Raw genomic sequence first — 14,660 nt, forward strand, 5'->3', positions numbered from 1 at the left:
CCTGTATACGCAAATAATTTCACAAATCAAAGCGGACTGCTATATCAGGTTAAAATTGCAACTAATTAGAGAAGCATACGGCGATGCCTTCACAGTAGGCATCGCGGATTTTAGATTTAATCTAATCTAAAATCCCAAATCGGGTTACCGATTCACCGCCGCAGCTTCCCGGGCTGCTGCTGCTTGATCTGGGTGGATACCCAAGCGAGTGAGATTAATCCGACCTTTGTTATCAATTTCGCGCACTTTGATAATCACTTCATCGCCCACCGCTACTTCATCTTCAACTTTGCCAACGCGGTAGTCAGCTAGTTGTGAGATGTGAATCATCCCTTCTTTTCCAGGCAGAAATTCCACAAATGCACCTATCGGTATAATCCGCGTAATACGTCCTGCGTAGACATCCCCTTCGTGCAGCTTGCGGGTCATCCCTTGGATGATGTTTCTGGCTTTTTTAGCCCTGTTCTCATCCACAGCCGAAATTGTCACGGTGCCATCATCTTCGATGTCAATTTTCGCACCAGTTTCTTCTGTAATCCCCTTAATCGTCTTGCCTCCAGGCCCAATTACCAGACCAATCATGTCTGAATCAATCTTGATTGTTAACAGACGTGGGGCATAAGGTGAGGTTTCAATCCGTGGCGTGTCAATGCAAGCAAGCATTTTCTCCAGAATGTGCAACCGGGCTGCTTTGGCTTGGTGAACGGCTTGGGAAATAACCTCCAACGACAGACCAGATATTTTCATATCCATTTGCAAGGCGGTAATCCCAGTATCTGTACCAGCAACTTTGAAGTCCATGTCGCCCAAAAAGTCTTCAATGCCCTGAATATCGGTGAGGATTCGCACTTCGTCCCCATCCTTAATCAGACCCATTGCTGCGCCACTAACGGGTTTGAGAATTGGTACACCAGCATCCATTAGGGCTAGAGTGGAACCGCAGACTGAACCCATTGAAGTGGAACCGTTGGAGGAAAGTACTTCCGATACGATGCGAATCACGTAGGGAAATTCTTCCTTTGAGGGTAGCACAGGTAATAGCGCTCGCTCTGCCAATGCCCCGTGACCAATTTCGCGTCTTCCTGGGGAGCGCATTGGCTTGGTTTCCCCGACTGAGAAAGGCGGGAAGTTGTAATGATGCAGGTAACGCTTGTGTTGATCTAGCTGCATGTCATCGTTGAGGTTTTGGGCATCCCCCGGTGTACCCAGAGTACAAGCGGATAATACCTGAGTTAGTTCCCGGTTAAATAAACCGCTACCGTGAACTCGCTTTGGTAAAACACCAACTGAACAAGAAACACGACGCACTTCATCGAGTTTACGACCATCAACGCGAACGTTATCTTCGATGATTTGCCGCCGCATGAAGTACTTAGTAATATCTTTAAAAGTGTTACCAAGTGCCTTGCTATTTGCAGTTGCAGCAACTCGAATTGGATCTTCTTCTGGAAGTTCCTTAATCGTCGTGGCAATTTCATCCTTGACGACATCTAAAGCGGCATCGCGTTCGGGTTTGGTGAAGGTAAATTGAGAGAGGATTTTCTTAATCTGGCTGTTAGCGCGATCGCGGATATAATTTTCTAGCGTTTGGTCTACGTTTGGTGGTGCTTCTTGCACTATTACTAGACCCAGTTCTGCTACTAAATCTTGCTGTGCTTTGATTAAGTCCCGTACTGCTTCATAACCAAAGTCAATCGCCTCGATAATATCTCGCTCTGGCAATTGATTGGCTCCCGCCTCCACCATGATTACGCCATCTGGTGAACCTGCTACTACTAGATCCAAGTCTCCAGCTTCGATTTCTGCATAGGTGGGGTTAATAATGAAATCATCTCCCACTAAACCAACCCGCACTGCTGCCATTGGCCCATTAAAAGGAATCTGGGCAATCAGGGTAGCAATAGAAGCGCCTGTAACTGCTAACACATCGGGTGGAACTAACTCATCCATCGACAACGTTAAGGCAATAATTTGCAGGTCATCCCGTAGCCATGAGGGGAACAGGGGACGCATGGGACGGTCTATTAGACGGCTGGTGAGAATTGTTTTTTCTGGTGGACGACCTTCTCGCCGCATGATCCCGCCGGGAATCCTACCAGCTGCGTACAGCCTTTCTTCATAATCTACTGTGAGGGGAAGAAAATCAATGCCTTCTCTGGCTTGCGATCGCGTAGCTGTCACTAAAACTGATGTATCCCCTGATTCTATCAAAACCGACCCACCAGCCTGGGGAGCTAGTAAGCCTACTTTCAGTCGAATATCCCTTCCATCGAAGGATATTGACTTATCAACTTCTGCCATTCAGTTCTTTTTCCTTCTCTTTCGCTATTCTCTTTCTGTGGCAATCCTAACATTTATGCACTATGACTGGCTTCTGGTACATACAAAGATAGATAAGTCGTTCAACCCAAAGCACGATACATCATCAGCGCGTCTACCACTTGTTCATCTTTTAGCTTCGCCGCACGCCCAATTTGCCCAATTATCTCAAATCCTAACGACTGCCAAAGGGTAATTGAAGGTATATTAGTTTCAAAGACCAAATTGAACATTACTGCTTCATAGCCCAGGTTTGCTGCTATTAAGAGCATCGCCTCCCCCATCCACCAGGGCGAATGCATCTTAATTCCCTAACAAAAACTAAAGAAAATTCCAAAATGATATATGGGAATCCGGTTTGATTTCTGAAAATATACCTAGGATGTGTTAGCACGGAGAGTACGGCATCAAACCCCTGACAATAGTGCGTTACGAACTCCGTTCTAACACACCCTACAATACCTAATTTCGTTCAAAAATCAAATAGTAATCCTATAGATAATTGTAAAAATTGAGGAAGTGATAAACCAAATATATCACCAAATATTTATAAATCTGAATTAGCTTATCTCCATCTAAATTATTGTCTATTAGTACTAAAAACACTCATTATTTAGGGAGTCAAAAATATATTTAACTGGATAAAAACAAACTTTTTACGTAAAATTTTAAATGAAATCTTCGATAGCTTAGTTTTAGCATTAGCTAAAACTATTGCTAAATAGTTGTCATCTATCGCGCGCGGCAAGAAACTGTTTTTTTATCTATGCTCATCAATATTTAGATGCGTTTACCCTGACGCAATAACCATTATGTCTATCTCTTATTATAACTTTAATCTGCAAATTAAATATGTTCTAGCTTATTTACCAATTTCTCTACCTTCAAAAAAATCTGCCAACCCCAAGTTATGATATCTAGTTATGAAAAAGCTAACAAAAATCGCTTTCATCAGTGCTGTTTTAGCGATCGCACTCGGTATAAACATTCCGACTCAAGCTCAAGAAAAACGTCTGCTGACGCTTGAGGATAAGTTTGCCTTTCGCCAAATTAGCGATCCCCAACTTTCTCCCACTGGAGACTGGATTGCTTACACAGTAACTAATACGGATTTGAAAAATGATACACAAGATAAACATATTTACATGACTTCTTGGGATGGTTCCCGAACGTTACATTTAACTAACGGTAAAGATAGTGAAGATAACCCTCGGTTCAGCCCAGATGGGAAGTATCTAGCTTTCATCTCCAGCCGTGAATCTGGAAAACAGCAAATTTGGTTGCTCAACCTAGCAGGTGGTGAAGCCGAAAAAATATCCGACTTTGCTGGTGATGTTAGCGATTTTGTCTGGTCTGGTGACAGTAAACGACTAGCTGTAATTGCCTCTGAACCAGCCCCAGAAACTCCCTTTAATGGCAAAACCCCAGCACCGATTGTCATCGATCTGTTCCACTTTCTTGAAGATGGTGTCGGTTTTATCGACAAAAGTCACGAACATCTTTATGTATTGGACTTAGCAACTCGCAAAACAGAGATTCTCACCCCAGGTTCATTTAATGAGTCTTTACCTGCTTGGTCAAGTGATAGTAAAAATATTGCTTTTGTGAGCAAACGCGGTGAAAATAGCGATCGCAACAATAATTGGGATCTTTATGTCATCGCTGCCCAACCTGGAGCAAAAATCCGCCAGCTAACCACTTTTCCTGGTCCTGACAGCGATCCTGATTGGGGTAGCCGTCCAGCTTGGAGTCCAGATGGGAAGTCAATTGCCTATCTTCAAGGAGGTTCACCCAAACTCATTGAATACGCAGTTTACCATCTAGCGGTGATTCCTGCCCTTGGCGGCACTCCGCGTCTACTGACTAAAAGCCTTGATCGCAATGTCGTCAAACCGCGTTTTACAAAAGATGGGAAATCAATACTGTTTTTAATCGAAGACGATGGCAACGTTCACCTTGCAAAGATACCCGTAGCCGGGGGCAAAATTCAGCGATTGCTAGCAGGAAGGCGAAATATTAGTAACTTTGATTTAGGAGGCGATGACAAAATCGCTTTACTTTCTTCAACGCCACAAGAACCAAGTGAAGTCTTCGCCTTCAACGGTAAAGATTTGCGTCCATTGTCGCACCAAAATGATCAGTTGCTAGTTCAATTAAATTTAGCAACTACAAATGAAATCACCTTTAATAGTAAGGATGGAACAGAAATTCACGGTTTTCTTGTCAAGCCACCTAACTTTCAGTCAGGGAAGAGATACCCGACACTGCTGATGCTGCACGGCGGACCTGTGGGGCAGTTCACAAATCAGTTTATGTTTAATTGGCAACTGTTTGCTGCTCATGGTTATGTCGTCGTTGGTGTGAACCCACGTGGGAGTTCAGGAAGAGGTGAAGCTTTTTCCAAAGCGATTTATGCAGATTGGGGAAACAAAGACGCTCAAGATATTATTGCCGGTGCTGATTATGCCATCGCTAGCAAAATTGCTTCGCCATCGCGTTTAGGAATTGGTGGGTGGAGTTATGGGGGGATGTTAACCAATTATACTATTGCTCAAGATACTCGCTTTAAAGCCGCAGTTAGTGGGGCTAGTGAATCAAATATTCTGGCGACCTATGGTACAGATGAGTATATTTATGACTACGAACAGGAGTTAGGCGTACCGTGGAAGAACCTGGATACATGGCTGCGAATTTCTTTCCCATTTCTTCACGCTGACCGAATTGTGACACCGACAATATTTCTGGGAGGTGACAAGGATAGTTCTGTACCACTGCTAAACTCTGAACAGATGTATCAAGCCCTGAAAAGTCTCGGAATTGATACTCAGTTAGTAGTTTATCCCGGACAGTCCCACGGAATCAGCAAACCGAGTTATCAACGTGATGTCCTAGAGCGTTATTTAGCTTGGTATGATAAATACTTGATCCCCTCAACCGCAACTACTGGAAAATAGTCTTGAAGAAGAATTCAGTGTTCTTCTGGAAAAGAAAAAGCAAAGGTAAGCTAAAATTTTTTTAATTTGCATCCTCCAAAAAATAAATCTCTTGTGGGGTGGGCATCTTGCCCGCTCTAATTGTGCAAATTAAATGACGCAATTCTTGTTCGGATGGTAAGTCAGGGCGGCCACCTCATATCAATAAGACTGGTCTATTATATTACAAATGTTATTCAGAAGATGTAATAAATAGAGTTTTTGCAAGTTAAATTATTTAATTTTACGGAAATCTGAGTAATTAGCAAATGGCGATTTTACACTGTAATTGGTTACTAAAAAATCAAAAGGGTTGTTTATTTATTTGGGGGGAAACTTGGCGATCGCCACGAGTGAATATCGAGCCTAATGGATCTGGAGATATACTACTACATCCATTAGCAATGACAGTAGTTGAGTTGAGTGAGTGGTTGCGATCGCAAAGCGTCGCCTTTGGCGATTCGCAGAACATGGCAATTACCAACTTTATCCAGCAGCCCCAAATTGCGATGCCTGCGGCGGGCAAAGCCATCGCTACTACTGGGCGAACGCGCAAAGCCGCCAGTACCACTGAGATCATACCAACGCATTCGCAAATCATTGCCCTACCAACTTATATCCCAGAAGGCAGTAGCGAAGGAACAGCAGCGATTTTCCCTGTGCATTCTGCCAGCTTAGGGCTAGATACAGACTCCCCGCAATATTTGCAACCGTGGCGAGTTGAAGGTTTTTGTCTTAACCCCAGCGAAGCAGTAAAATTTCTCGCTGCTATTCCCCTAAATGCTACTAACGGAGAAGATGCATTTTTAGGAGGAGATTTACGTTTTTGGTCGCAGGTTGCCCGATGGAGTTTAGATTTAATCTCACGGTGTAAGTTTTTACCAACAATTGGCCGACAATCAGATGGTGCATTTGCTGCTAAATGGCAAGTACTTCTAGACAGTGCAGTAGATGGAACCCGTCTAGAAAGATTTTCTGCGAATATGCCGTTGGTTTGTCGTATTTATCAGGAGGGAGCAGGGGGGGCAGGGGAGGCAGGGGGGGCAGGGGAGGCAGGGGAGGCACGGGGGGCAGAGGGAGTAAGATCCTCCTCATCCCCTCACCTAGCGGTAAACTTCCCTACCGAACCTCAAGAATTACTTTTGGGATTTCTTAACAGTACGATAGATGCCCAAGTGCGAGGGATGGTAGGTTCTCAACCTCCGATGGAAGCTAAGACGATTGCATCTTTACCATCTGGGGTGCGACAGTGGTTGCAAGCTTTAACCAGTGCATCTGGTACAGTCAATGCAGATGCAATTGAAGTGGAACGACTGGAAGCGGCACTAAAGGCTTGGACTATGCCGCTACAATATCAATTAACTCTTAAAACTCTATTTCGTGCCTGTTTTCAACTGCATTCCCCAGAGTCTGGCGAAACAGATTGGACATTAGCGTATTTTTTGCAAGCGGCTGATGATCCTGAGTTTGTGGTGGATGCAGCAACTATTTGGAATAATCCAGTTGAACGATTGGTTTATGAAAATCGGACAATTGAGCAACCACAGGAAACATTTTTGCGAGGTTTGGGGGTAGCTTCTAGATTATATCCGGCGATCGCACCCAGCTTTGAAACCGAATATCCCCAATCTTCTCGTATCACCCCCATGCAAGCTTATGAGTTTATCAAAGCTGTAGCTTGGAGGTTAGAAGACAGTGGTTTGGGAGTAATTTTACCTCCCAGTTTAGCGAACCGTGAAGGATGGGCGAACCGTTTGGGTTTGAAAATTACTGCCGAAACCCCAAAGAAAAAGCAGGGACGTTTAGGGTTGCAAAGTCTGCTGAATTTCCAATGGCAATTGGCAATTGGTGGACAAACTATTTCTAAAGCTGAGTTTGATAAACTTGTGGCTTTAAATAGTCCGCTAGTGGAAATTAACGGCGAGTGGGTGGAATTGCGCCCCCAAGACATCAAAACAGCCCAAACTTTTTTTACGACTCGCAAAGACCAAATGGCCCTTTCTCTGGAAGATGCCTTGCGTTTCAGTACAGGGGATACCCAGGTAATTGAAAAATTACCAGTGGTCAGCTTTGAGGCATCTGGGGCATTGCAAGAGTTGATTGGGGCGTTAAGTAATAATCAAGCGCTTGAACCTTTACCCACACCAACAGGCTTTAAAGGACAGTTGCGACCTTATCAAGAACGTGGCGCTGCTTGGTTGTCATTCTTGGAACGTTGGGGCTTAGGCGCGTGTCTCGCCGACGATATGGGATTGGGAAAATGCGTAGCAAATGATACTTTAGTAAATGTCAATGGACTGTTACGCACAGCCGAGACAATCTGGACAACTCACGCTGGAGAAACAGAATTTGACGGCGAAGGATTTTGGGCTAACCCCACTGAGCAATTACTAGTTAATTCCATAGATGAAAAAACTGGCAAAATCCTCCAGGCTAATGTTAAAAGGTTATATCGACAACAAGTCTGTGAGAAATTACGAAAAATCACCCTAGAAGACGGTAATACTATCACTATCACTCATCGTCACAAGCTGCTGACAAATAAAGGTTGGACAAATAACTTACAGGTGGATGATTACGTTTGTGTACCAAGTAAAACGCTTTGGAATGGAAAACCACAAGACCCAGATTTAGTCAAATTTATCGCTTGGCAGATTGCCGAAGGGCATGAACTACCCGATGTAGCAAGAGTCACAATATCCCAAAAAGATACCAGAGTCCTAGAGGATCTACTCCAGATTTGCCAACGCATTCAAAACCGTTATAACCTCAAAATTAATAGCCCTAATATCTCTACCTTCCCTAACAGAGTTTCTAATCTTCAAGTTAATAGCCTTGGCTATCGGCAATTCTTAGAAGCTAAAGGTTATATTTGGGGCAAACTATCAGCAGAAAAATCTATTCCGCCCTTCATTATGCAGGCAGACTTAGATAGTGTGCGGATATTTTTACAAAACTATTTTGATGCTGAATCTGCTGTTGTTTTGAGCATGGGAAGTATTGAGATTGCTACAGCTTCAGTTTTACTGATTCAGCAACTTTCTGCATTGTTGCGTCGTTTCGGTATTTGGTTGCGAATATCGCCTAAACTGAAGTGTGCCACTAATGAAACTCGTACTTTACGCACCTGCTATATTGGTGTCATTGGTGGAAATTCTGCCCGCAGATTTCTCCAAGAAATTGGTTTTAATAACTCAGAAAAACAGAGCAAATTAGAACAAATTTGTCAACTGGTAAGTAACACAAATATTGAAGGAATTCCCGCTTCTGATATGGTTGCCCAAACAGTCATAGCAACGGGACTGCCGTTACGGCATTTTGGGATGCACAACACTGTTTACATTAATGGTTCACAGCAATTTTCTAGAGATAGTTTACAGCAAGTAATAGCTGGGATGAGCCGCATTATTAGTGGAGAAGCCCAAGAACAGTATCAGCTACTAAAACCTTCCAAGTGGACAACTCAAACCCTCACAGCATATAGCAACCTAGATGTAGAACAGTTGAGCTTAACAAGACAGTCTTTACAATGTCTTCTCGATCAAGAGGTATTTTATTGCCGGATAGAATCAATAGAGGAGATAGATTATGATGGATGGGTTTATGACTTTGAAGTTAGGGAACATCATAATTTTGTCGCTAACAATATTATTTGCCATAACACTGTCCAATTCATTGCTTTTCTACTGCACTTGAAAGAACAGGATACGCTAGAAAATCCAACTCTATTGGTTTGTCCAACTTCTGTTTTAGGCAACTGGGAAAGGGAAGTCAATAAATTTGCACCAAGCCTGAAAATTTTGCAATATCACGGTGACAAACGCCCAAAAGGAAAAGCGTTTTTAGAAGCCGTGAAAAAACATGATTTAATCGTTACTAGCTATTCACTGCTTCATCGAGATATCAAGTCATTGCAAAGTATCTCTTGGCAGATAATTGTTTTAGATGAAGCCCAGAATGTGAAAAATCCAGAGGCGAAGCAGTCAAAAGCAGTGCGGCAATTAGAAGCTACATTTCGGATTGCGTTGACGGGGACACCTGTAGAAAATAGACTACAAGAACTCTGGTCTATTTTGGATTTTCTCAATCCAGGGTATTTAGGCAATAAGCAATTTTTCCAGAGGCGCTTTGCCATGCCAATTGAAAAGTATGGTGATACGGCTTCTTTGGCTCAGTTACGTGCATTAGTGCAACCATTTATACTCAGGCGATTGAAAAGCGATCGCGACATCATTCAAGACTTGCCAGATAAGCAAGAAATGACCGTATTTTGTGGTCTAACTGGTGAACAAGCCGCACTTTATCAACAAGTTGTAGAACAATCTTTAGTAGAAATAGAATCTGCTGAAGGATTGCAACGTCGGGGGATGATTTTAGCTTTGCTAATCAAACTCAAACAAATCTGCAATCACCCAGCCCAATATTTGAAACAAGCGACATTAGAGCAACATAATTCAGCCAAACTTCTTCGCCTAGAAGAAATGTTAGAAGAAGTTTTAGCAGAAAGCGATAGAGCTTTAATCTTTACACAATTTGCTGAGTGGGGTAAATTACTTAAACCCTATTTAGAAAAACAGCTAAAGCGAGAAATATTCTTTTTATATGGTAGCACCAGCAAAAAACAACGTGAGGAAATGATCGACCGTTTCCAACACGATCCTCAAGGTCCACCGATTATGATTCTTTCTCTGAAAGCGGGTGGTGTAGGACTTAATTTAACCCGAGCAAATCATGTATTCCACTTTGATAGATGGTGGAACCCAGCCGTAGAAAATCAAGCCACAGATAGAGTATTTCGGATTGGTCAAACTCGGAATGTGCAAGTACATAAATTTGTTTGCACAGGCACTTTAGAAGAAAAAATTCATGACATGATTGAAAGCAAGAAACAACTAGCTGAACAAGTTGTAGGTGCTGGTGAAGAATGGTTAACTGAACTAAATACAGACCAACTTCGCAACTTACTAATACTCGATCGCAGTGCAGTAATTGACGATGATGCAGAATAAGTTGGTAGTGAGCGCACTACAAACCCGCAAAAATTGGGTAGCAGACTACTAAGTTTTGAAATGAATTATGACTAATTATACATTACAAGCAAGTCGAGAATGGTGGTCACAACAATGGCTAGATTTACTAGATTCTTATCGTTTTAAAAAGCGTTTAGAACGTGCTAGAAATTATGCTCGTCAAGGAAATGTTCTGAGCATTGAATTTAAAGGAGCAAAAGTATTAGCTAAGGTGCAAGGTAGTGAAGTAGAACCTTATAAAGTTTCCCTTTCCCTTGAACCTTTTAGCGATGAACAATGGGGTTATGTTATTGAAAGCATGTCCCAAAGGGCAATTTTTGCTGCCAAATTACTAGCAGGAGAAATGCCACAAAATATAGAAGAAGTATTTACGGCTAATGGACTTTCGATATTTCCTTTTACCCTTGGTGATGTCCAGAGTAAATGCTCTTGTCCAGATAAAGCAAATCCCTGTAAACATATTGGTGCATTGTACTATCAGTTAGGCGATCGCTTCAGTGAAGACCCTTTTGTACTATTTCAATTGCGCGGACGCACCAAAGAGCAAATTATTAGCGATTTACGTCAATTGCGTAGCGCCAAGATTCAACATAATACCACAGAAACGCCCGATATTCAACAGTCAATTCCTAATAACAAATACTCAGTAAAAATTGACTCTTTCTGGCAATATAATGAGCCACTAGAGTCATCATTAGTAGTGATTGCGCCGTCCACTAATGAGATGGTCTTAGATGTATTAGGAGCAATCCCTCTAGCAAAGGAAGAGGAAAATACAGTAAATTCAACTTCCAGTGATCTAGTAATGAAGTATTTGAATACAGTTTACAGAGATGTGAGCCAGAAGGCTTTTTTAGCAGCAATGAATGTGGGAGGAAGCTAATTCGTAATTCGTAATGACGCTCTCTACGAGACGCTAAAAGCGAACGAAGACTCGCTAACGCTACGCTAAAGTAATTCGTAGTTATGATTGACTAGATAGTTCACCTTTTCCGCCTTTTCTTACCCATTCGCGCAACGCTTGAAGAATTGCGCGTCTGCCATCTGCCCGATTTTGCTCAATGAGTTTTGGCAGATATCGAATTTCTAAAGTAGGAAACACTAAACTCTTTTCTGACTCGACATATTCGCCATTTTGCAGGTGGTAAATCTTGAGTTCGCCAGAGTCATAACACTAGAGTTCTGGTACTCCCAATCGGGCATAAATGGGAAAACGATTTAGAGATTTATTGGTAACATCAATTTCCAGTGCCAAATCAGGCGGTGGGTCTTGTTTCAAGTCCAAATCCAATCTACCCCGAACCGTAGCTTCATTCTGGAAATAGAAGCAGTTATCAGACTCCACCCCTGCCATTCGGCTTTCTCGTTTCCAGGTAGTCGAACCATAACTTTCATAGTCCAAATCCAGCACATCAGCCATTTCTTTGACCAAATCGCTAATTACCTCTTTGTAATGTTCGTGTTCAGGTAAAGGTGTCATAATTTCCAAAGTAGTGCGATCGTAAGCTAACCGTGCTGCCCGATGCTCTCCCAAGTCTTTGAGAAGATTTTCAAACTGTTGCCAGCTGATGTCATAAAGCATTACTCGGTCTGCTCGATTCTTGGCGACTGTCATTGTTACGACCTCCAGAATGTTTTATAAAGAAGAATTCAGAACTCATGAGTCAGAATTCATGTTCCTTAAAAGAGCGTGCAGTGCTAATAAATTTGTGGTCTGGGCTACTTCCTTTGGCGGCGCAGTAGAGGTATCAACCGTTGGCATTGGTGGCGAACCACCGAACACACGACGCATTAGCATAACTCATGTCTTTTTTGGTGTCATGGAAACAACATTGCCAACCAAGGTAACCGTTTCACCAGTGACTACAATCCCATCCCCATCATGACAGCCGTATAGCACTCGTTGCTGGTGGTTGGCATATGCCTGCATACGAGCAGATTCCTCTGGTGTGTCCTGTATATGCGGCACAAACGCAAAGTCTACTAGACCTAATCCTTGGCTGTTGGTAAGCGGTGTATACGGCACATCACCACAAAGGTGTGCCGAGGCTACCTCCGGTGTCATCATAATTGCCCCTGCCGAAATGCCAATTAACACGCCTTGATTATGAGCATAGTGCTGGAGGCGCTCCATCAAACCGCGTTGCTGGAGCCAGTACAAAAAGTAATAAGTATTACCGCCAGATAAATGAATCGCATCACAAGCAAACAAAGAATCGAGAAGGTCTGGTTTGTATGCCACATCAAGTTCAATGTAGAGCGTGAGTTCAAGACCATACTGCTGATAGTACTCTTGTTTTGCTGTAAAGTACTGACGTTTTGGATCGCTTGACGAGGAAATATAGCCAATGCGTGTGGCAGTGATGCCTAATAGTTGGAGCAGATACCCATCCATTTGCTGATTTGCTGCTCCTAATTGATCGCTGTAGAACACCAATCGTTGCATTTTTTCGCTTCACCTCCTATACATGCAGATAAAGTACCTAAACCAATCTCACCGAACGGGAACTAATCGTCAAATGTAGAGCGACATATTATTTGACCGCAGTGACAAATTATAAGCCAAATTGTTCATGTTTGTAAGCATAGCTCACGAGCTAGCTGTTCAATTCTGGTTTTAGCTTGAGAACGGACAAAAAAGGGAATATTTTGCAATTTTTCTTTAGTTTCAGATGTCCATCGCAAAGCATCAATAAAATTGGAATCGCTCATACTATTAATTATCTTGGTAAGTCACTCAGTTAATCAATAGATTATTAATTTTCTTATAAAAAAAGCCCTTGCTTTTACGCAAGAGCCTCTAAATTATTTAATTGTCAGTGATGAAATAAACTTTACAACCTAATCTAGGTCATCCATAAACATCACTGGCTCAGTATCACGGTTAATTCCTTTCTCAAAACCACCAGCCGCAGCCCGTGCGCGACCAGCGTGCCACAAGTGACCAACTAAGAAGAAGAATCCTAGTACGAAGTGAGAAGTCGCCAACCAAGCACGAGGAGATACGTAGTTGAAGGAGTTAATTTCGGTAGCCACACCACCCACGGAGTTCAAAGAACCCAGAGGAGCGTGGGTCATGTATTCAGCAGCGCGACGAGCTTGCCAAGGCTGAATATCGTTCTTGATTTTTTCCAGGTCAAGACCATTGGGGCCACGTAGAGGCTCCAGCCAAGGGCCGCGGAAATCCCAGAAGCGCATGGTTTCACCACCGAAGATGATTTCACCAGTTGGAGAGCGCATCAGGTATTTACCCAATCCTGTGGGGCCTTGGGCAGAACCGACGTTAGCACCCAAGCGTTGGTCACGAATCAAGAAGGTCAAAGCTTGAGCTTGAGAAGCTTCAGGACCGGTAGGACCGTAGAATTCGCTGGGGTAAACGGTGTTGTTAAACCAAACATAGAGTGAGGCAATGAAGCCCATCAACGACAGAGCGCCCAAGCTGTAGGAGAGGTAAGCCTCACCAGACCAGATGGATGCACGACGTGACCAAGCAAAAGGCTTGGTAAGAATGTGGAAAATACCGCCAGCAATACAGATAAAGGCAATCCAGATGTGACCACCGACCACATCTTCTAAGTTATCGACGCTGACAATCCAGCCTTCGCCACCGAAGGGAGATTTGAGTACATAACCGAAGATGACTGCTGGGTTCAGTGTCGGATTGGTAATAATCCGAACGTCACCACCGCCTGGTGCCCAGGTGTCATACAAACCACCAAAGAACATTGCCTTTAGCACCAACAGCAGCGCACCGCATCCCAAAATAATCAGGTGGAATCCGATGATGTTGGTCATCTTGTTCTTGTCTTTCCAGTCGTAACCGAAGAAAGAAGAGTATTCTTCTAAGGTTTCTGGACCACGGACGGCGTGATAGATACCGCCAAAGCCAAGGACGGCTGAGGAAATTAGGTGGAGTACACCAACAACAAAGTAGGGGAAGGTGTCGATTACTTCACCACCAGCGCCAACGCCCCAACCCTGAGTAGCAAGGTGAGGTAACAGAATCAAGCCCTGTTCGTACATGGGCTTTTCAGGAACGAAGTGAGCGACTTCAAACAAAGTCATCGCTCCTGCCCAGAATACAATCAAGCCAGCGTGGGCAACGTGAGCGCCCAGGAGTTTGCCAGATAGATTGATTAAACGCGCGTTACCAGACCACCAGGCAAAGCCTGTGGATTCTTGGTCGCGTCCAGTACCGCCTAATATATTTGGTCTATTAGAGAGCGTTACCACGTGGCAATACCTCCTCAGGGAATACAAATTGTTCGTGGGGTTGATCTTGAGGAGCCATCCAAGCGCGGATACCCTCATTCAGCAAAATGTTTTTGGTATAGAAGGT

At 43.3% G+C, this 14,660-nt stretch carries 10 protein-coding genes and 2 pseudogenes; 3 read left to right on the forward strand and 9 right to left on the reverse strand.

The features are described 5' to 3' along the window. Positions 1-144: 144 nt before the first annotated feature. Together V7K32_RS00105 and V7K32_RS00110 are read right to left on the reverse strand one after the other, a co-directional pair. On the reverse strand, positions 145-2,301 hold the full coding sequence (locus tag V7K32_RS00105) for a polyribonucleotide nucleotidyltransferase (protein ID WP_334989173.1): 2,157 nt from the start codon (positions 2,299-2,301) through the stop codon (positions 145-147). Positions 2,302-2,402: 101 nt separating this feature from the next. After that, positions 2,403-2,606 (reverse strand): annotated as a pseudogene (locus tag V7K32_RS00110) (GNAT family N-acetyltransferase); the annotation flags it as partial. 636 nt (positions 2,607-3,242) lie between these two features. On the opposite strand from V7K32_RS00110, the gene V7K32_RS00115 reads away from it, so the two are divergent. From V7K32_RS00115 to V7K32_RS00125, 3 genes are all read left to right on the forward strand, one after another. Beyond that, entirely contained in the window at positions 3,243-5,273 is a 2,031-nt protein-coding gene (locus V7K32_RS00115) for a S9 family peptidase (protein WP_334989174.1), read from the forward strand. A gap of 287 nt (positions 5,274-5,560) precedes the next feature. Then, positions 5,561-10,300, forward strand: a complete 4,740-nt coding sequence (locus V7K32_RS00120) for an SNF2-related protein (protein ID WP_334989176.1) — start codon at positions 5,561-5,563, stop codon at positions 10,298-10,300. 67 nt (positions 10,301-10,367) lie between these two features. Beyond that, the gene (locus tag V7K32_RS00125; protein WP_334989178.1) at positions 10,368-11,204 is read left to right on the forward strand and encodes an SWIM zinc finger family protein; all 837 of its coding nucleotides are present in this window, start codon (positions 10,368-10,370) and stop codon (positions 11,202-11,204) included. An 81-nt stretch (positions 11,205-11,285) separates the two neighbouring features. On the opposite strand, the gene V7K32_RS00130 is transcribed toward V7K32_RS00125, so the two are convergent. From V7K32_RS00130 to V7K32_RS00160, 7 genes and pseudogenes are all read right to left on the reverse strand, one after another. Further along, a complete protein-coding gene (locus V7K32_RS00130) occupies positions 11,286-11,423 on the reverse strand; it encodes a hypothetical protein (RefSeq protein WP_334989180.1) in 138 nt (45 codons plus the stop codon). Positions 11,424-11,495: 72 nt separating this feature from the next. Further along, positions 11,496-11,936: a Uma2 family endonuclease gene (locus V7K32_RS00135; RefSeq protein ID WP_334989182.1), complete on the reverse strand. Its 441-nt coding sequence runs from the start codon at positions 11,934-11,936 to the stop codon at positions 11,496-11,498. A 42-nt stretch (positions 11,937-11,978) separates the two neighbouring features. Further along, positions 11,979-12,113, reverse strand: coding sequence for a hypothetical protein (locus tag V7K32_RS00140; protein WP_334989185.1), 135 nt, complete (start codon positions 12,111-12,113; stop codon positions 11,979-11,981). Positions 12,114-12,122: 9 nt separating this feature from the next. Beyond that, on the reverse strand, positions 12,123-12,767 hold the full coding sequence (locus V7K32_RS00145; protein WP_334989187.1) for a Type 1 glutamine amidotransferase-like domain-containing protein: 645 nt from the start codon (positions 12,765-12,767) through the stop codon (positions 12,123-12,125). 125 nt (positions 12,768-12,892) lie between these two features. Further along, complete coding sequence (locus V7K32_RS00150; RefSeq protein WP_334989189.1) at positions 12,893-13,033, reverse strand: PCP reductase family protein; 141 nt, start codon at positions 13,031-13,033, stop codon at positions 12,893-12,895. 129 nt (positions 13,034-13,162) lie between these two features. After that, on the reverse strand, positions 13,163-14,554 hold the full coding sequence (gene psbC, locus V7K32_RS00155) for a photosystem II reaction center protein CP43 (RefSeq protein ID WP_334989191.1): 1,392 nt from the start codon (positions 14,552-14,554) through the stop codon (positions 13,163-13,165). Further along, positions 14,538-14,660: pseudogene (locus V7K32_RS00160) on the reverse strand (photosystem II D2 protein (photosystem q(a) protein)); the annotation flags it as partial. The gene psbC and the pseudogene V7K32_RS00160, both read right to left, overlap by 17 nt.

The organism is Nostoc sp. (assembly GCF_036917635.1).
Classification (GTDB): Bacteria; Cyanobacteriota; Cyanobacteriia; order Cyanobacteriales; family Nostocaceae; genus Nostoc.

What these genes read in the sequence shown, in the direction of transcription:
- V7K32_RS00105 (WP_334989173.1), bottom strand. Translation starts at nt 2,301, where the DNA reads ATGGCAGAAGTTGATAAGTCAATATCCTTCGATGGAAGGGATATTCGA.
- V7K32_RS00115 (WP_334989174.1), top strand. Translation starts at nt 3,243, where the DNA reads ATGAAAAAGCTAACAAAAATCGCTTTCATCAGTGCTGTTTTAGCGATC.
- V7K32_RS00120 (WP_334989176.1), top strand. Translation starts at nt 5,561, where the DNA reads ATGGCGATTTTACACTGTAATTGGTTACTAAAAAATCAAAAGGGTTGT.
- V7K32_RS00125 (WP_334989178.1), top strand. Translation starts at nt 10,368, where the DNA reads ATGACTAATTATACATTACAAGCAAGTCGAGAATGGTGGTCACAACAA.
- V7K32_RS00135 (WP_334989182.1), bottom strand. Translation starts at nt 11,936, where the DNA reads ATGACAGTCGCCAAGAATCGAGCAGACCGAGTAATGCTTTATGACATC.
- V7K32_RS00140 (WP_334989185.1), bottom strand. Translation starts at nt 12,113, where the DNA reads ATGCGTCGTGTGTTCGGTGGTTCGCCACCAATGCCAACGGTTGATACC.
- V7K32_RS00145 (WP_334989187.1), bottom strand. Translation starts at nt 12,767, where the DNA reads ATGCAACGATTGGTGTTCTACAGCGATCAATTAGGAGCAGCAAATCAG.
- V7K32_RS00150 (WP_334989189.1), bottom strand. Translation starts at nt 13,033, where the DNA reads ATGAGCGATTCCAATTTTATTGATGCTTTGCGATGGACATCTGAAACT.